General features: G+C 72.3%; 9 protein-coding genes and 1 pseudogene. 1 reads left to right on the forward strand and 9 read right to left on the reverse strand.

Features of this window, described 5'->3' with window-relative positions; genetic code table 11:
* Window positions 1-458 precede the first annotated feature (458 nt).
* The gene (locus F9C12_RS06395) at window positions 459-1,385 is read right to left on the reverse strand and encodes a cyclase family protein (protein WP_409181046.1); all 927 of its coding nucleotides are present in this window, start codon (window positions 1,383-1,385) and stop codon (window positions 459-461) included.
* A 235-nt stretch (window positions 1,386-1,620) separates the two neighbouring features.
* On the opposite strand from F9C12_RS06395, the gene F9C12_RS06400 reads away from it, so the two are divergent.
* Window positions 1,621-3,180 carry an MFS transporter gene (locus tag F9C12_RS06400; protein WP_409465150.1) on the forward strand — a complete coding sequence of 520 codons (1,560 nt, stop codon included), beginning with the start codon at window positions 1,621-1,623 and terminating at the stop codon, window positions 3,178-3,180.
* Window positions 3,181-3,213: 33 nt separating this feature from the next.
* On the opposite strand, the gene F9C12_RS06405 is transcribed toward F9C12_RS06400, so the two are convergent.
* From F9C12_RS06405 to F9C12_RS06440, 8 genes and pseudogenes are all read right to left on the reverse strand, one after another.
* The gene (locus F9C12_RS06405) at window positions 3,214-4,506 is read right to left on the reverse strand and encodes an MFS transporter (protein WP_409465151.1); all 1,293 of its coding nucleotides are present in this window, start codon (window positions 4,504-4,506) and stop codon (window positions 3,214-3,216) included.
* Window position 4,507: 1 nt separating this feature from the next.
* Window positions 4,508-5,185, reverse strand: coding sequence for an AroM family protein (locus tag F9C12_RS06410; RefSeq protein ID WP_409465152.1), 678 nt, complete (start codon window positions 5,183-5,185; stop codon window positions 4,508-4,510).
* 11 nt (window positions 5,186-5,196) lie between these two features.
* Window positions 5,197-6,102, reverse strand: coding sequence for an ABC transporter substrate-binding protein (locus F9C12_RS06415; protein WP_409465153.1), 906 nt, complete (start codon window positions 6,100-6,102; stop codon window positions 5,197-5,199).
* Window positions 6,099-6,882: pseudogene (locus F9C12_RS06420) on the reverse strand (amino acid ABC transporter ATP-binding protein). Before F9C12_RS06420 ends, F9C12_RS06415 begins: the two are co-directional and overlap by 4 nt.
* Window positions 6,879-7,874 (reverse strand): amino acid ABC transporter permease, encoded by a 996-nt coding sequence (locus tag F9C12_RS06425; protein ID WP_409465154.1) that lies wholly within the window; start codon window positions 7,872-7,874, stop codon window positions 6,879-6,881. Before F9C12_RS06425 ends, F9C12_RS06420 begins: the two are co-directional and overlap by 4 nt.
* 6 nt (window positions 7,875-7,880) lie before the next feature.
* On the reverse strand, window positions 7,881-16,013 hold the full coding sequence (locus F9C12_RS06430) for an amino acid adenylation domain-containing protein (RefSeq protein ID WP_409465155.1): 8,133 nt from the start codon (window positions 16,011-16,013) through the stop codon (window positions 7,881-7,883).
* A gap of 115 nt (window positions 16,014-16,128) precedes the next feature.
* Entirely contained in the window at window positions 16,129-16,911 is a 783-nt protein-coding gene (locus tag F9C12_RS06435) for a 2OG-Fe(II) oxygenase (protein WP_409181054.1), read from the reverse strand.
* Between the two features lie 251 nt (window positions 16,912-17,162).
* Window positions 17,163-18,437, reverse strand: coding sequence for a hypothetical protein (locus tag F9C12_RS06440; RefSeq protein ID WP_409181055.1), 1,275 nt, complete (start codon window positions 18,435-18,437; stop codon window positions 17,163-17,165).
* Window positions 18,438-18,650 lie beyond the last annotated feature (213 nt).

An 18,650-nucleotide genomic window follows, 5' to 3' on the forward strand; every position in this document is an offset into this window, starting at 1 on the left:
CGCGGATTGACCTTCGCCGGGGCGGCGGCCGCGGCTGACTGTCCACTATGGACTCTCCGCCTGCGGCTGGCTCGGCGGCGGCGAATCGATCTTGGTCTGGACCTCAGCCGCGCCCGCGGGCCGAACGCGCTACTTGATCGCGCGCGGATTGATCAGCGAACCTGCCCCGATGACCTTCAACGGCCGACCAGCGCAAAACTCCCCCAACGCCGCGCGCAACCACCCCACGACAACGAAGCCACAGCCGCGCTCGCTATTTGAACGCGGCCGAATTGATCAACAAACCCGCCCGATGACCTACAACGGCAGACCGCCGCAAAACTCCCCCAACGCCGCCCGCATCGCCCACGACAACGAAGCGATCCCCGCCCGACCCCACAGCCACACCCACGGACAACCGCGCTACTTGATCAGCACCCCAGCGACCCTCAATAGCAGACCGGCCCGCGCCACCCGCCCTACTTGATCGCCAGCGGGTTGATCGGCGAGCCCACCGCCCTGGTGAACTTCAGCGGCGGCCCGGCGTAGAAGAACTCGTACCGTCCGTCCGCCGCGCACGACTCCGACAGTTCCTCCAGGTCGAGGATCTCCGCGAGCGTGACCCCCATGTCGCGGATCAGCACCATGTGCAGTTCGAACATGCTGTCCGGCCGCTCGCCGGGCACCACCTCGACGGCCGAGTTGTCCGCGCCGACCACGGCCACGTCCCGTTCGCGCAGCCACGGCAGGCACGCCAGGCCGAGGCCGGGTTCGGTGCGGATGAACTCCGCGGCGTCGCGGTCGCGGAGGAACTTGCGCCACCAGCCGGTGCGGATCAGCAGGATGTCTCCCGTTCCGACGGTCACCCCGTGCGCCCGCTCGGCCGCCTCGAGTTCGGCCGGCGTGACGACCTCGCCGCCGTCGAGCCAGTCGACGCCGCGCAGCCGCGCCAGGTCGAGCAGGACTCCGCGGCCGACGATGCCCTTCGCCTGCGTCTCGATCCCGCACCGGGCGGCGCCCTTGCTGGTCACCTCGTGCCCGGGGTGGCCGTTGTAGAGCAGCCCGTCGTAGTGCACGTGCGCCAGCGAATCGTACTGGCTGCCCGCCTGCAGCGGCATGAACACGTAGTCGTCGGCCCAGGTGAGCCCGCCCGGCAGCTCCTGCTCCTGGCCGTTCTCGGACATCAGCCGCACCGGGTTCTGCCGGAGCCCGCCCGGCTGCGGGCCGTCGGCGTCGAGCGGGATGCCGAGGTCGATCGTCTCCCCGGTGCGGATCAGCCCGGCCGCCGCCGCGATCCGCTCCGGCGTGATCAGGTTCGTGGTGCCGCGTTCGTCGTCGGCGCCCCAGCGGCCCCAGTTGCTCAGCTCCGACCCCAGCGCGCGCACCTCGGGCAGATCACCGCTCATCGCTGTCCTCCGCGGATCCGGCGGGAAGGCGGCCCCCGGACGGGACGGGCGGCCAGGACGGAAACCCTACCGGCCCGCGCGCCGGTCTCCCGGGCTTTGACCACGTTGACCGCGTCCTGACCAAATTGACCGGCCGCGCGCCGCCGCGGACGGCGAAATGCCGGTCCAATGATCGCGGGCGGGCGGAGAGCCCGGCGCCCTTTCCCGACGACGAACCCCTGAGGAGAACACCGGCGTGATCGGCGAAAACAGCAGGAAATGGTGGGTGCTGACGGGAGTCGGCATCGTGAGTTTTCTCGGCTGCATCGACCTGACCATCGTCAACACCGCCGCACCCGACATCGCCCGCGATCTCGGCACGACGATGACGCAGACGCAGCTGATCGTCAACATCTTCCTCGTCGCGCTTTCGATGTTCATGGTGACCGCGGGCCGGCTCTCGGACATCCTCGGCAGGCGCAAGGTGCTCTACGCCGGGACTGTCCTCTTCGGACTGGCTTCGCTCGGCGCCGGGCTGGCCCCGACGATCCCGCTGCTGGTGTTCTTCCGGTTCCTGCAGGGCGCGTCGTGCGCGGTGCTGTACACGAGTTCCAGCACGATCGTGTCCAACGCTTTCCCGGAAGCCCAGCGCGGACGGGCGATCGGCATGCTGTTCGCGGTGAACGGGATCGGCCTCGCCGTCGGCCCGATGCTCGGCGGGCTGATCGTCGGCGCGCTGAGCTGGCACTGGGTCTTCCTCGTGAACGTGCCGCTGGTGGTCGTCTCGCTGGCGATCTGCTCGGTCAGCCTCACCGAATCGAAGGCGGACGGGGACGTGAAGCTCGACTGGCCCGGGCTCGTCCTGCTCGCTCTCGGGCTCTCCGGCGTGATCTTCGGCTTCACCTTCGGCGACACCTTCGGCTGGGGTTCCTGGCAGGTGCTCGGCAGCCTCGTCGCCGGCGCGGTCTCGCTCGTGGTCTTCGTCCTCGTCGACGGGCGGCAGAAGTACCCGCTCGTGCCGTTCCGGCTGCTGGCCCGCAAGCTGTTCCTCAGCGCGGTGACCGCGGAGTTCTCGCTCGCCTTCTTCTACGCCACGGCGCTGTTCCTCATGCCGCTCTACCTGAGCACCGTCCGGCACTACGGGGACGTGGCGATCGGCCTGATGATGCTGCCGACGACCGCGACCATGGCGGTGCTTTCGCCGTTCGTCGGCAGGCTGGTCGACCGCGTCGGCCCGATCGTCGTGCTCAGCACCGGATTCGCCGCCTTCGCGCTTTCGGCGCTCCTGCAGTCCCAATTGGACGCGACGAGCGGGCTCGGCTTCGTGATCGTCGCGTTCGCCCTGATGGGCATCGGCTGGGCGTTCGTGCTGGGGCCGTCCGCGGTGGCCGCGCTTTCCTCGGTTCCCCCGCGGCTGTCCGGCCTCGCGGTCGGAGCCACCTGGACCTTCCACAACTTCGGCGGCGCGGTCGGGCTCGCGCTCGGCATGACGCTGTTCCGCGGCGTCGCCGGAGGCGCCCTGCACGACGACCTCGCCGCGAAGCAGGTCGCGCCCGGCCCGTGGACCGCGGACGTCGTCGCGAAGCCAGGCTCGGCGAGCGACCTGCTCCAGCAGCACACCGGCCTCGACCGCGCGGCCGCCGACGGCCTGACGGACTCGCTCTTCGCCGCGGGCAACAACGCGACGATGCTGCTCCTGGCGGGCATCTCGGTGGTCGCGATGACGACGATCTTCCTGCTGGGCCGCGGGCGCTCCGCCGCGACGGAAGCGGCCCCGGAACGGGAAGCAGCCGACGTCCCCGCCGTCCGCGAGTGATCCGGGGGCGGGGCTCTTCCCGAGCCCCGCCCCTCAGTCCACTTGGGACAGTTCGATCCCCCGGGTTTCCCTCATCGTCGCCACCGCCACCGCGGCGATCAAACACAACACGACGACATAGCAAGTGAACACCCACGACAGACGCCACGCCTCGAACAACTCACCGAGATACGGAGCAGTCCCGCCGAACACCGCGTTCGACAACGAACTCGCGATCCCGATCCCCGTCCCCCGCGACGAAGTAGGCAGCATCTCCGAAACCACAGCCGGATACACCGCCGCGACCGCCGACCACAGCAGCGCCGCCGTGAATTCGGAGACGAACAAAGTCCAGCCCTGGTCGGTGACGACGGCGGTGATCGGGAAGGCGAGCGCGGCCGAGCCCAGCGCGAACACCAGCACCACCGGCTTGCGCCCGATCCGGTCGGACAGCCTGCCCCACAACGGGAGCACGAACAGCACCGCGGACTGGGCGAGGAACCCCGCGGCGAACGCCGAACTGCTGGGCATCCCGTGCCTGCTGACCGCGTTGCCGACCCCGAACACGATCCACGAGTAGTACATGACGCCGATCGCCGCGCTGATCGCCACGATCCGGAGGCCCGCGCCGAACAAGCGCTTTCGCGGCCAGGGCCGGGCGCCGGCCGGCATTTCTTTGAACACGTCGCTTTCTTCGGCGTTGCGCCGCAGATAGAGCGCGAACAGCCCGAGCACGCCGCCCACCAGGAACGGCACCCGCCAGCCCCACTCGGCCAGTTGCCCCGGGGTCAGCGTCGCGGTCAGCACCGCTCCGAGTCCGGTGGCCAGCAGCGTGCCTGCGGACACGCTCAGGAAGACCGAGCTGGACCACAGCCCGCGCCGTTCCCGCGGAGCGATCTCGGCGACGTAGGCGTAGGAGGCCGAGGACTCGCCGCCGTGCCCCATCCCCTGGGCGAGGCGGGCCACCAGGAGGATCGCCGAGGACCACGTGCCGAGGTGCGCGTAGCCGGGCAGCACGCCGACGACGAGACTGGCGCCCGCGGTGGTGAGCATGGTCGCCACCAGCACGCCCCGGCGGCCGATGCGGTCGGCCAGCAGCCCGAACACGATCCCGCCCAGCGGCCGGGTGACGAAACCGACGGCGAACACCGCGAAGGTGCTCAGCAGCGCGGAAACGCGGTCGGTCCGGTCGAACAGCGCCGAGGCGAGGAAGGTCGCGAAAACCGCGTAGACGTTCCAGTCGTACCACTCCAGCGCGTTGCCCAGCACGCTGGCCAGCAGCGATTTCCGCCGCGCGCGGGCGTCCATGCCGTCCCGGCGCGCGGGTCCGGCGGCCAGCTCCGCCATGTCAGACCCCCGCCAGGAACTCGGCGGTCAGCCTCGCCGCGACGCTCCGGATCAGCAGCACCGGGCCGCCGAACTCGCGCGCCGCGGCCGCCCGCATCCGTTCGCCGAAGCCGAAGCAGTCCAGGACCAGCACGTCGCACCGGCCGGTCAGGCCCGCCGCCGCGGCCGCGAGATCGGCCGGACGCGCGTCGAACGGATTGACCGCGTCCACGACCACCTGGTCGGTCCCGAGCACCCGGCGCCAGGCCAGCCGGGCCTCCTCGACCTGCCCGGCCAGCGGGCGCAGCACGCCGACGCGCATCCCGCCGGCGAGCGCCCGCACTCCTTGCTGGGCCAGAATTTCGGTGCGCAGCAACGGTTTTCGGTGCGCCAGCGCGCCGAAGGCTCCTCCGCAGGCCAGCAGCACGACGTCCGCGCCGTCCTCCTCCGCCCGCCGCACCGCCGCGCCCACCAGCGGTTCGGCGGCCTCGTGGCGGTACACCACCGGCCGTCCGCCCGCCAGCGTGGTGGCGAGCGACGCCTGGCCGGGCCCGGGCCGCAGCGCGGCGAGCGCTTCCGCGTCCAGCCCGTCCAGCGCGCCGTGTTCGACGATCCGGCACGGCGGCAGCAGCGGCTCCAGCTCCGCCGTGACGTCCGCGCGCGGGGTCTGCCCGATCGTCACCACTCCCAGCGTCCGCACCTCGGCTCCTTTCACCGCAGACCGGGCGGATTCACTTCCGAATGCCGGATCGACGCCGGCTCCAGCCCCCACTTCGCCATGATCCGGCGGTAGGTCCCGTCGTCGATCAGCCGCTGCACCGCCGCCCGCAGCGGCTCGGCCAGCGGGGAACCGCGTTTGACCACGAAGCCCACCTGCTCCTCGTAGATCTTGTTCACGAAGACCATCCGGCCCCGCAGCCGCTGCGCGGCGTACTGCAGGAACACGCTGGAGGAGACGAGCACGTCCATTTTGTTCTGCGACAACGCGAGCATGGCGTCGGCGGTGCTGCGGTACACCGAAACCCGGTACGGCTCCCGGGATTTCGCGGCGCACTCGCCCGCCCGCTGCCGCAGGAGCTGCTCGAAGCTCGTGCCCGCGACCGCCCCGATCCGCAGCCCGCACAGATCGACCGGCCCCGACACCGGATCCTGGCGCCGCCCGGCGCGGACCAGGAAGCCGAAGCCGTCGGTGTAGTAGGTGACGAAGTCGACGACCTTCTTGCGCTCCTCGGTGACGCCGAAGTTCCCTTGGCCGACGTCGTAGCGGCCCGAGCCGAGCGCGGGCAGGATCTCGTCGAAGGTGGCCTCCTCGGAGTCCATCCGGATCCCGAGGACGCGGCCGACCGCGTGCTGCAGGTCCATCTCGACCCCGATCAGCCGGCCGGTCTCCTCCGAGCGGTAGCGGATCGGCGGGCTGCCCTTCGCCGACGTCGCCACGCGGATCCGCCCGCTCGCCCGGATTCCCGCCGGAACCGCCGCCGCGAGCGCGGGGTCCGTCGCGACCCCGGACACCACGTCCGCGACCGGGTCGGCGTCCTCGGCCGGCACGCCGCCCGCCGCGCACCCGGCGGCGAGCAGGATCCCGCAGCACCACGCCGCGAGCGCCGTGGCCCTCACGGCTGGACCTGCACCCGGGACAGGAACGCGCGGGTCCGCGCGTGCTCCGGAGAACCCAGCACCCGCTCCGGCGGACCGTGCTCGACCACCTCGCCGCCGTCGAAGAAGACGACGGTGTCGGCGACCTCTCTGGCGAAGCTCATCTCGTGCGTGACCACCACCATCGTCATGCCGCCCGCCGCGAGTTCCCCGCATCACCGCCAGCACCTCGCCGACGAGTTCGGGGTCGAGCGCGCTGGTCGGCTCGTCGAACAGGAGGAGCTTGGGGTCGACCGCGAGCGCGCGGGCGATGGCGATGCGCTGCTGCTGCCCGCCGGAAAGCTGCCGCGGATAGGCGTGTTCCCGGCCGCTGAGCCCGACCTTGGCGAGCAGGTCCGCGGCCGTGCGCTCGGCTTCGGCGCGGGAGCGGCCGCGCACCGCGATCGGAGCCTCGACGAGGTTGTCCAGCACGGTCAGATGCGGGAACAGGTTGAAGCTCTGGAACACCATGCCGATCTCGGCCCGCCTGCGGGCGATCGCGGATTCCTTCAGCTCGTACAGCCTGCCCTTGCGGCGCCGGTAGCCGAGCAGCCCGCCGTCGATCTCGATCTCCCCGCCGTCGATCTTCTCCAGGTGGTTCAGGCAGCGCAGCAGGGTGCTCTTGCCCGAACCCGACGGGCCGATCACGCAGGTGACCTCGCCCGGCCGCACGTCGAGGTCGACGCCGCGCAGCACGGGAATCGCGCCGAACCTCTTCGTCACCCCGCGCGCCCGCACCATCAGCCGTTCCGGCTCGCTCATGCGCCCTCCCGTCCGGGCCGGCCGGCGCCGGGACTCCCGCGCAGGGCCCGCCACCGGGAACGCAGCCGCTGCAACGGGGCCGGCGGCAGTTCGCGCAGCGCACCCCTGGCGTAGAAGCGTTCGACGTAGTACTGCACCACCGAGAGCAGGCTCGTGACGAGGACGTACCACAGGGTCGCCACCAGCAGCAGCGGAATGATCCGGTAGTTGCGGTTGTACATCAGCTGCACCGCGTAGAGCAGGTCCTCCACCGCGAGCACGCTGACCATCGACGTGCCCTTCAGCGTGCCGATCAGCATGTTGCCCGCGGCCGGGACGATGGAGCGCATGGCCTGCGGCAGCACGATCCGGCGGAACGTGCGCCACGGCCGCAGGCCCAGCGCCTGCGCTGCCTCGACCTGCCCCTGGTCGACCGAAAGCAGCCCGCCGCGGACGATCTCCGCCGCGTAGGCCGCCTCGTGCAGGACGAGGCCGATCACCGCCGCCGCGGTCGGGCCGATGAGGTTGACCAGGTCGATCGTCTGCAGCGTCGGGCCGAACGGGATCCCGATGGACAGCGTCGGGTACAGCGCTCCGATATTGAACCAGAACAGCAGCTGCACCAGCAGCGGGGTCGACCGGAACAGCCAGACGTAGCCCCAGCTGAGCGACGCGAGCACCGGGTTGCCGGAGATCCGCATGACCGCGAGCACGATGCCGAGCACGAACCCGGCCACCACCGTCACCGCGGTCAGCCACAGCGTGACCACCAGGCCGTCCAGCACCGCGCGGGAAGTGAAGTAGCGCGCGGCGATCGGCCAGTCGAAGTTCGGGTTCGTCGCCACCGAGCGGAGCAGGAAGGCCAGGCAGCCGAGGGCGAGGACGGCGGCGATCCACCTGCCGGGCCGGCGCAGCGGCACGACCTTGGCCGGAACCGGCCGCGGGCGGTCTTCCGGCCGCACCGCGTCGGCGAGCGCTGCCCGGCGCGGGCCGGGCGGGAGGTCGTCGGTCATCGCGGCCTACTTCCGTCCGGCCGCGAGCGCGGCGGCCAGGACCGGGCCGATCTCCGCCAGCGCCTCGGGCCGCAACAGCCGCTCGTGCGGGCTCGCCACGTCGTGCACGTCCAGCCTGCCCTCGACGTACGGACGCCATTCGGCGGCCAGGTCCCGCGGCTGCCCCGGCGAACCGGTCGCGCGGAACAGCACCAGGTCCCCGGAATACCGCTCGGCCCGATGCTCCTGGTGCAGCCGGTAGTTGCGGCGGAGGACGCCGACCAGGGCGGCGAACGCGGCCTCGTCGCGGGCGAGTTCGGCGAGCGCTCCGCCGGATTCCCCGGCCGCGCGGGCGAATCCGGCCAGCCCGCCTCCTTCCCGTTCCATCCCGCCGGGGTCCGCGCCCGTCGCCTCGCACAGCAGTGCCAGCACTTCCTCGTCGCCGAGTTCCGGCGAGCGGCCGGGATCGCGCACGGCCGGTCCGGCGTCGAGCACGGCCAGCAGGTCCACCTGCTCTCCCTGCTCGGTCAGCAGGACCGCGACGGCCTGGGCCACCGCGCCGCCGAACGACCAGCCGAGCAAGTGGTACGGACCGGACGGCTGCACCGAACGCAGTCGGTCCGCGTAGTCGGCGGCCATCTCCGCGACCGACTCCGGGAGGGCGCCGGGCTCCCCGATGCCGCGCGACTGCAGCACGTACAGCGGCCGGTCCCGCTCGAGGTAGCGCAGCAGGCCCGCGTACGGCCAGCCGAGGCCGCCGAGCGGATGCACGCAGAACAACGGCGGCAGCGCTCCCCGGGTGCGGAGTCCGAAAAGGACTTTCAGGCCGTCCCCTTCCCGGTCCGCGCCGAGCCGCCGGGCCAGCGCGGCGCTCGTCGGGGCCTCGAACAGCACCCGTACCCCGAGGTCGGCCCCGAACGTCGAGCGCACCCGGTCCATCAGCCGGGTCGCGAGCAGCGAATGGCCGCCGAGGTCGAAGAAGCTCTCCTCGGCCCCGACCTCGGGCAGGCCCAGCACCTCGGCGAAGAGCCCGGTCAGCACCTCCTCGACCGGCGTGCGCGGTTTCCGCGACCGGCCCGCCGCCCCGGCGAGCGGCGCGGGCAGCGCCTTGCGGTCGATCTTGCCGTTGGGGGTCAGCGGAAACTCGTCGAGAACCAGGATCGCCGACGGGACCATGTACTCGGGGAGCCGGGCGGCCGCGAACTCCTTCGCGGCGGAGGCCAGCCGTCCGAAATCGCCGGAGGCGGCGGGGCTGTTCGTGCGCCGCGAGCCGTCCGCGATGGCCACCGAAACGTCCGGCGAGGAAAGGAAATACGCGTCGAACCGGCCCGGCCCGCTGTCCGACACCTGCGTGCTCACCCGGTAGCCGAACCGCGCACCCGCCTCCTGCAGGTCCTCGGGCACCAGTCCCTCGGTCCGGGCGAACGCGGAGAGGACCTCGGCCATCGGACGGCCGTCCGCCAGCGCGGCGTGCGCGGCCGCCTCGCCGGCCAGCCGCCGGTCGGGCAGGCCGACGAGCCGGAAGTCGCCCCGCGGCGCGCTTTCCAGCCATTCCGCCAGTTCTTCGACGCTGCGCGCGGGAGCCGCCGGGAGGCTTTCCGGGGCGATCTCCGGCGCGGGCGCGGTGCGCAGGACGACGTCGTACCGGTACCGGGAAAGCTCATTGTCGTAGCGGCCGCGCTTGAGGGTCGCCTCGGCGGCGGTGATCGCCGGGAGGTCCCGGCTCAGCGCCGCGAAGAACCCCGGCGGGACCAGCAATTCGTTCTCCCGGCTCAGCTGCTGCTCCGCCGCCGCCCGCACCCGCGCCGGATCCTCTTCCCCGGTGCGGCGGGCCGCCGCGACCGCGGTGTGGAACAGCGGAGCCAGCCGCAGGTCGCGCACGTCGCCGACGAACACCTTCCCGCCGGGCGCGAGCAGCGACACGAGCGACTCCAGCACCTCCGCCAGGTAGTCGCCGCCCGGGAAGTACTGGACGACCGAGTTCAGCACCACGGTGTCGAAGCGGCCCCGGGGAAGGTCGCCGAGGTCGTCGGCGCTCCCGCGGCGGAGCCGGACCCGGTCCCGCAGCACCGGATCGGCGGCGGCCCGGCGGCCGAGCGCCTCGACGACCGTGCCGGAAAGGTCGAGCCCCCAGTACTCCTCGCAGTCCGGGGCCAGCCGCGACAGCAGGAGCCCGGTGCCCACGCCGATCTCCAGCACCCGCTTCGGCCGCAGCCGCCGCAGCGACGCGATCGTGTGGTCCAGCCATTCCCGCATCTCGGCGACCGGGATCGGCGCGTCGTCGAAGCTGGAATTCCACCCGGAGAAGTCCTCGCCCCAGTCGGCGTCGTCGGCGGAACGGTAAGCGTCGTCCCAGATCCGCTGCCAGTCCTCCACCTGCCGGGCCCGCTGCTCCTCGGCCGCGGCCCGGTCGCCGCCCGGGACGAGGTACCCGATCAGCCGCTGGTCCCCGAAGCTGTCCGGACGGGCCGTGACGACCGCGCGGCCGACCCCGGGGCAGGCCGCCAGCGCCGCTTCCACCTCCCCCGGCTCGATCCGGAAACCCCGCACCTTGACCTGGTCGTCGGCCCGGCCGACGAACTCCAGCCGTCCGTCGCCGCGCCACCGCACCAGGTCGCCGGTCCGGTACATCCGCTCCCCGGTTCCGAACGGGCACGCCACGAACCGGTCGGCCGTCAGGCCCCCGCGCCCCGCGTAGCCCCGCGCGACTCCGTCGCCGGCGATGTACAGCTCGCCGGCCACGCCCGCCGGGACCGGCGAGAGCCCGGAGTCCAGCACGTACAACCGGGTATTCCACAGTGGACTGCCGAGCGAGACCGGTTCGTCCGCCGACACGGGCGCGGCGCTGGACCAGACGGTGGTCTCGGTCGGGCCGTACAGGTTGGTCACCCGCGCCCCCGCCGCGCACAGCTCGCGGGCGAGATCCGCGGGCAGGGCCTCGCCGCCGGCGAGCACGCGCAGACCGGAAAGCACCCCGGCGTGCTCGGGAACGAGCGTCCGCCACAGAGACGGGGTCGCCTGCATGACCGTGACCGCCTGCCGGGAAATCGCCCGCGCCAGTTCGCCCGGATCGCGCACGGTGTCGCGGTCGGCGAGCACGACGGCGGCGCCCCGGATCAGCGGGAGCAGCAGCTCGAGGCCCGCGATGTCGAACGAAACGGTGGTGACGGCCAGCCAGCGGTCGTCCGGGCCCAGCGGAAATCGTTCGGCCATCGACGCGAGGAAGTTCGCCAGCGCGCGATGCGGGACCGCCACGCCCTTCGGCTTGCCGGTCGAGCCCGACGTGTAGATCACGTAGGCCGGGTTCCCCGGATCGGCTGCCCGGGCCGGCGCTGGCGCTCCGGCCGGCCGGTCCAGGTCCTCCAGCACCGTCCAGGACGCGGCGCCGAACCGGGCGGCCAGTTCCGCGGTCGACAGCACGAGCGCGGCTCCCGCGTCCTCGAGAACGAAGCGCACCCGCTCGGCCGGGTAGTCCGGATCCACCGGCACGTACGCGGCTCCCGTTTTCAGCACCGCCAGCAAGGCCGCGACCAATTCCGGACCGCGCGGCAGGACGAGCGCGACGAGCTGCTCGGGTCCGATTCCCCGGGCGACGAGCGCCGCGGCCAGTTCGTCCGACGCGGCGTCCAGTTCGGCGTAAGTCGTCGGCTGCTGGCCCCAGACGAGCGCGACCGCGTCCGGGCAGCTCTTCGCCTGGCTCCGGAACCAGTCGTGCACCAATCCCGGCGGCCGGACAGCTGCCGGGCCCGTCCCGTCGCCGAGCACCTGCCGCCTTTCGGCGGGCGTGAGCAGATCGACGCGGTCGAGGCCGCGGTCCGGATCCTCGGCGGCGGCGCGCACCAGCCGTTCGAGCCGTCCGGCGATGGCTTCCGCGGCGGACCGGTCGAATACGTCGGTGTTGTATTCGACCAGCGCTTCGAGCCCCAGCGGATCGCCGCCGTCCGTCCGGCGCTCGAAGAAGTGGAACGTCAGGTCGAACTTCGCGGTCCCGTTGTCCACGAACACCGTCTCCGCCTCGGCTCCGGGGAGATCCGGCTCGCCGCGCGAGATCTGCCAGGCCAGGCTGACCTGGAAGAGCGGATGGTGCGCCAGCGAGCGCGCCGGGTTGACCGCCTCCACGACCTGTTCGAACGGCACGTCCTGATGGGCGTAGGCGTCCAGGTCGGTTTCCCGCACCCGGGCGAGCAGCGTGCGGAAACTCGGCCCGCCCCCGGTGTCGACCCGCAGCACCAGGGTGTTGACGAAGAAGCCGACCAGGTCGTCCAGCGCCTCGTCCAGCCGGCCCGCGGTCGGGCCGCCGACGAGCACGTCGTCGCCCGCGCCGAGCCGGGAAAGCAGCGCCGCCAGCGCGGCGTGGACCACCATGAACATGCTGGCTTCGCATTCCGCGGCCAGCGCGGACAGCCGCGCGTGCAGCGCGGAATCCCACCGGACGAGGAAGGTCTCGCCCCGGTAGGACATCACGTCCGGATGCGGCCGGTCGGTCGGCAGCGACATCCGCTCCGGAGCCCCGGCCAGTTTCCGGCTCCAGTAGTCCAGCTGCGCTTTCCCGTGGTCCCGCAACACTTCCTGCTGCCACTGGGTGTAGTCGGCGTACTGCACCGGCAGCGCGGGCCAGTCCGGTTTCGCGCCGGCGAGCCGCGCCCGGTACGCCGCGGCGAGATCGCGCCACAGCTTCTCCATCGACCAGCCGTCCCCGGTGATGTGGTGCACCGCGAGCAGCAGGACGTGTTCCGCGGGCCGGTCCTCGACCTGGAACAGGGTGCCGCGGATCGGCAGTTCTTCGCCGAGCCGGAACGCGTGGCGGGCCGCGCGGCGCAGTTCCTCGTCGAGGCCGGCCGAGCGCACGCGGACGGTCGCGAGGTCCGGACGGGCGTCGTCGCCGTCGAGGACGCGCTGCCACGGGACCCCGTCGTGTTCGGCGAAGACCGTCCGCAGGCTTTCGTGCCGCTGTACGAGATCGGCCAGGGCCTCGGCGAGCGAGGACCGGTCCACCGTGCCGGTCAGGCGCAGCGCCGAGGTGATGTTGTAGGTCGGCGACGGCCCCTCCAGCTGGTGCAGGAACCACAGCCGGGACTGCGCGAACGACAGCGCGGGCCGGGCGGGTCTCGGCATCGGCCGCAGCGCGGGCCGGGCCCGCCGCGCGCCGGACAGCCAGCGGCTGAGCGCGGCCACGGTCGGCGCCCGGAACAGCTCCCGGACGCCGAGTTCCACGCCGAAGACCGACCGCAGTTTCGCGGCCAGCCGGGTCGCGGACAGGGAATGCCCGCCGAGTTCGAAGAAGCTGTCCGCCACGCCCACGTCGGACAATCCGAGCACCTGGGCGAACAGGCCCGCGACGACCTCCTCCACTGGCGTGCGCGGTCCCGGCGAATGCGCCGCGAACGCGGGCTCCGGCAGGGCCCGCCGGTCCAGTTTTCCGTTGGGAGTGCGGGGAAAGTCGTCCAGCGCGAGCACCACCGCCGGGACCAAGTGCTCCGGCAGCCGCTCCCGCAGCAGGTTCCGGATCGCGACGGGGTCGGCGGTCGCGCCCTCCGCGGCCGCGACGTAGCCGATCAGCCGCTGGTCGCCCGAGGCGTCGGAGCGGACCGCCGCGGCCGCCCGGCCGACTCCCGGGCAGGCCGCCAGCGCCGTTTCCACCTCGCCCAGCTCGATCCGGAAGCCCCGCACCTTCACCTGGTCATCGGCCCGGCCGACGAACTCCAGCCGGCCGTCCTCGCGCCACCGCACCAGGTCGCCGGTCCGGTACATCCGTTCGCCCACGCCGAACGGGCACGCCACGAACCGGTCGGCCGTCAGCCCCGCACGGTCCGCGTACCCGCGCGCGATCCCGGTCCCGGCGATGAACAACTCGCCGGTCACGCCTGCCGGAACCGGCGAGAAACCCGCGTCCAGCACGTACAGCCGGTGGCCGGGCAGCGGCCGTCCGATCGGCGGCGGCCCGGCGTCGGCCGCGAGCTCGTCGCTCATCGCGGCGCACACGGTCGTCTCGGTCGGACCGTAGACGTTGAACATCCGCCGCCCCGCGGACCACTTCCGGACGAGTTCGGCGGAGGATGCCTCCCCCGCGACGCTCACCGTCACCCCGGGCGGCAGCTCGTCAGGGGACATCGCGGCGAGCGCGCTCGGCGGCAGCTTGAGGTGGGTAACTCGGTGCCGCCGCACGGTTTCGGCCAGCGCGGAGCCGGGAAGCAAGTCGTCCGCCGGGGCGAGCACCAGCGTCGCGCCGGTGCACAACGCGACGAAAATATCGGAAACGGACGCGTCGAAGCTGGGGGACGCGAACTGCAGCACCCGGCTCCCCGGCCGCACTTCCCACCGGGCCGCCTGCGCGGAGACCAGACCGGGCAGACCCTGGTGCGGCACCGTGACGCCCTTCGGGGTGCCGGTCGAGCCCGAGGTGTAGATGACGTACGCCGGATTCCGGGGATCGGCCCGGCGCCGCGCCGGCTGGTCCGGGTCCGGCACCCGGGAGCGAACGGTCAGCCACGGGACCGAACCGTCGCTCAGCCGGCGCTCGTGGTCCGGTTCGGACAGAACCAGCACGGGTTTCGCGTCGTCCAGCAGGAAGCGGATCCGGCCGGCGGGGTACTCCGGGTCGATCGGGAGATAGGCGGCGCCGGCCTTCAGCACCGCCAGCACCGAGACGACGAAATCGGCCGACCGGGGAAGAACCACGCCCACGACGGCCTCCGGCCCCGCGCCGCGAGCGGTCAGCGCCGCCGCGAGGGCGGCCGAACGCGCGTCCAGTTCGGCGTAGGACAGCCGGTGCTTGCCGAACACCACCGCCTCGTCGTCCGGCCGCAGCGCGGCGCGGGCTTCGAACCACTCGTGCACCAGCCCCGGGGGAATCTCGTCCGACGAGCCGCTCCAGTCCACGAGCACGCGGCGCACTTCGTCCTCGCCGAGCAGCCCGACCTCGTCCACCGGCGTCCCCGGCCGGGCGGCGATCGCGGTCGCCAGGCGTTGCAGCCGTTCCCGGTGCGGCTCCGCCTCGCCGGGAGCCTCCACCTGCACCCGCGCGCCCGACACCGCCACCAGCAGATCGGCCGGCGGCGCACCGGGCACCGGCCGCGCGGTCACCGGACGGCCGGCGAGCCGGATTGCGCGCGGCTCGGGCCGCCAGACCACCGTCGGACCGGCGAATTCCCTGATCCCGCCGGGAATCCCGACCTCCCGGGCGACGTCCTCGCCCCGGTACCGCTGGTGCTGTTCGGCCTCCCGGACCGACTCCGCGACCTCGCGCACGAAGTCGCCGAGACTAGTGCCCGGACTCACCCGCACCCGGAGCGGCACCGTGTTGGCCAGCGGACCGGGCACCGTCGCCGAGGTTTCGTCCGGGCGCGCGGGCAGCGAGAGCCCGAGAACGAAATCGGCGGCCCCGGTCATCCGGTGCGTGCAGACCGCCACCGCCGCCGTCAGCACGTCGCCCGGCCGGACCCCGGTCCGGCGCGCGGCGGCGAGCAGGCCCGGCAGTTCGGCATCGTCCGTGCGGTGCGCCGCACCGGCCGGTTCGGCCAGGCGCACCGGTTCCGGCGGCACGGCCAGCTGCTCGTGCCAGTACTTGCGGTCGATTTCCGCCGTGGACAACGCATAATCGCGGTCGGCATCGACCATCTGCCGCACCGAGCCGAACCACGAAGGCGGCGCCGGCCGGCCGTCGGCGGAGGCGTCGTACAGCTCAGCGGTACGCCGGCACAGCAAGGACAACGACGTCTCGTCGGCGACCAGCCGATGTGCGCCCTGGAACCACGCGAAGCTTCCCGGACCCCAGCGGAACACCGCGAACCGGAACAGCGGACCGTGTCCCGGGTCCGGCACCCGCGCCAGTTCCGCGCGGGCCAATTCGGCGGCGGCCGCCCGCGGATCGGCCTCTCCGCTCAAGTCGAACACGGGCAGCGCCCACTCCGCTTCGCCGCGAACCTGGTGCCCTGCAACGCTTTCCGGCTCTCCGTCGAACGACAGGTGCAACGGTTCCGCCTCCGCGACCGCGCCGCGCAGCGCCTCCTCGAACACCGGCAGGTCGACCTCGCCGGCGCACTCGTACAGGATGCCGATCCGCTGTGTCCCGCTGCCCGGGTCCCGCTGGACCGACAGCCACGCCTCGCGCTGTGCGGCGGTCAGCGAATACCGGTTGGCAAATGGCACGACAGAAGTCATCGATCACCCCAGGAGTCAGCGCAGGACGACGATCGCGTTCGCCCTCGGGAACGCGACGGCAGGCGGGAACGCGCGGCCGGGCCGGGCCGCGGGAGAGTCGGGAGGCGGGAGGCGGTCAGCTCCAGTAGACGAGCGGCTCGTCTTCGCCGAGGTACCCGATGAAGGTGCCGATGGTGATCCGGGTGGCGTCGCCGGACGGGCGCACCGCGTGGATCAGCCTCGGGTTGAGCAGCGCGAGATCGCCCGGCTCGGGCTTGACGACGGCGACCGGCGCGGGCAGCCGGTCGCGTTCGATGCCGTAGCTGCGCCCGCCCACCATCCGCTGGTATTCGTCTTCGGCGGGCTCCATGTCCCACATCTCGAGTTCCCCGCCGACCTCGGGGATGCTGACGTAGATGTTGGTCGACAGCTGCGCCTGCAGCCGGGACTGGTACCCCGCGGGCAGGAACCGTTCGACCTTGTCGGTGTGCGGCACCAGGTCCACGTTGTTGCCCTGGAACCGGCACACGCCGACGAAACACTTCTCGCCCCGCACCCGCATCAGCTCCGCGCCCGCCCGCCACCGTTCGTCGAGCAGCAGCCGGAGATCGTCCTCCGGGGACGCGTACGGGGCGAACATCGAGCGGAGCCGCTCGATGCTGGACAACGCCTCGTCGTGGTAGCGGCGCCGGGTCGTCTCGTCCTCGATCTCCGAGTACGGGAATCCCATCCGCCAGAACTGCGCGTCCGTCGTCGACTGCTCCCGCGCACGGTAGGAAGAGAGCTTCTCCTGGGCGATCCGCAGCACTTCCGGATCGCAGAATCCCTTGACGACAACCGCGAAACGATCTTTCTTGGCCACCGAAACAATGTGGTCGTGCGAGAATTCTTTCCGGTTCGTGTACACCACGCGATCCATCGCGCTCCGATTCCCCTGCATCGTCGGCGAGGCGCCCTCGACCGGGCCGCCGTGGACTGCTTTCCTTTTAATTGAACGCGACCCCGACAGCGAGCAGCAAGCGAATTGCAGTAAACTTCGTCAGCAACAAGTCAGTTTGGTCAGCACCGCTGACCCCGGCCGCTGACCGGGACTGTCCAGGAAATTCACGCAGCGGGCCCGGCCGCCGGAAAAGGCGACCGGGCCCGAAAGAATAGCGGTGGGGGCTTTTTTCAGCTCGCCCTTCCCGCCGCCCGCTCCGCGACCGCGGAGACCAGGAATTCCTCGATTCGCCCCCCGAGTTCGGAGGCGTCGGCGAACGGGACGGGCGCGCCGTGCAGTTCCTCGGCGGCGGCGCGGAGCAGGGCGGAGATCGTGGTGATCATCTTCTCCGGCGGAAGCCGCAGCACCGGGACGAGCATCTCGGCGACGCCGTCCGGCTCGCCCAGCCTGATCCGCGCGCGGGCGGCGTCGATCCGGGCCAGTGCTTCCACGGAATACGACCGCTGCTCGACCGGCTCGCGTTCCAGCAGGCCGAGCGAGGTCTGCAGTTCGCCGAGCGCCGCCCCGGCGTCGTCCAGCAGCAGCATCGTGTGCCCGGCGAGGTAGGTCTGCCCGTCCTGCCGGAGGGCGAACAGGCCCACGCCGCGCACCGGTTCCGCCTGCTCGGCCCATTCGCCGAGGGCGCGCCGGGCTTCGGTCTCCATGCCTGCCGCCGCCCACGCGCGCGCGGCCAGGAGTTTCAGCAGGACTCCCAGCTCGTCGTCCGCGGGCCGGTCGAGGCCGTCGAGCGCGAACTGCGCGGACTCGACGAAGCTGCCCAGCCAGTACGACTGCCGGGCCTGGGCGGCGCGCACCCAGCGCCGCGCCCGGTCGTCGTCCGCCAGGTCGGCCAGCTCCCACGCCGCGGCCGCGTGGTTGTACGCCGCGTTGCGGTCGCCGAGGTCCTCGGACATCCACGCCAGGAGCGCGCAGAGCCGCGCGCCCAGCGCGAGCAGTTCCCGCCGCTGGGCGAGCTTCTGCTGCCCGCGCAGCAGTCTCGCGACCCGGTCGCGCAGCATCGCCGCGCGGTACAGCAGCGGGCCGGGCGCGACGTGCAGGTACGAGGTCGTCAATCCGGACAGCTCGTGGTTGAGCTGGTCGAGGGTCGCCTCGTCCGCGTTCGTCTCGGAAACCTGCTGGACCAGCCGCGCCGAACTGCACGAGTCCTGGACCAGCGGGGTGATCTCCGCCGGGCCGGACCGGCGCGCCGCCGGACCCGCGGACCCCGGCCAGATCTCGGCGACCTCGACCGGCTCGCGCAGGTACTCCGACAGCACCTTCGCCACGGCTTCCGGGATCCCCCGGCGCGGATACGAGCCGCGCAGCCAGTGGTAGGGGGCCTTGGCGCTGACCGTGCCCGGCCCGCAGAGCCGGTTCACCTCTCTCGCCAGCCGCTCGGGCGTCCAGTTCAACCGTTCCAGGAATCCCGTGAGTTCGGTCGCCACCGCCATGATGAAGCCTGCCACTCCCCCTGACACCCAGCCGCCTGCGGACTGGGCGAGCATAAATCGGCCTGGACGAGCATAACACGATAAAAATCACCGCAGCGCCGCGTTGCGCGACCGCACTGCCCGGAACGCGCGCCTCGCGGTCCCGCCGGACTCCATTCGGAGCAATGAGCGATTGTCCGGCCGCGCTAACCGGAGGGACGGCCCGGGAACGAATACCCGGCCAATTCC

The organism is Amycolatopsis sp. GA6-003, assembly GCF_046267895.1.
Taxonomy (GTDB): Bacteria; Actinomycetota; Actinomycetes; order Mycobacteriales; family Pseudonocardiaceae; genus Amycolatopsis.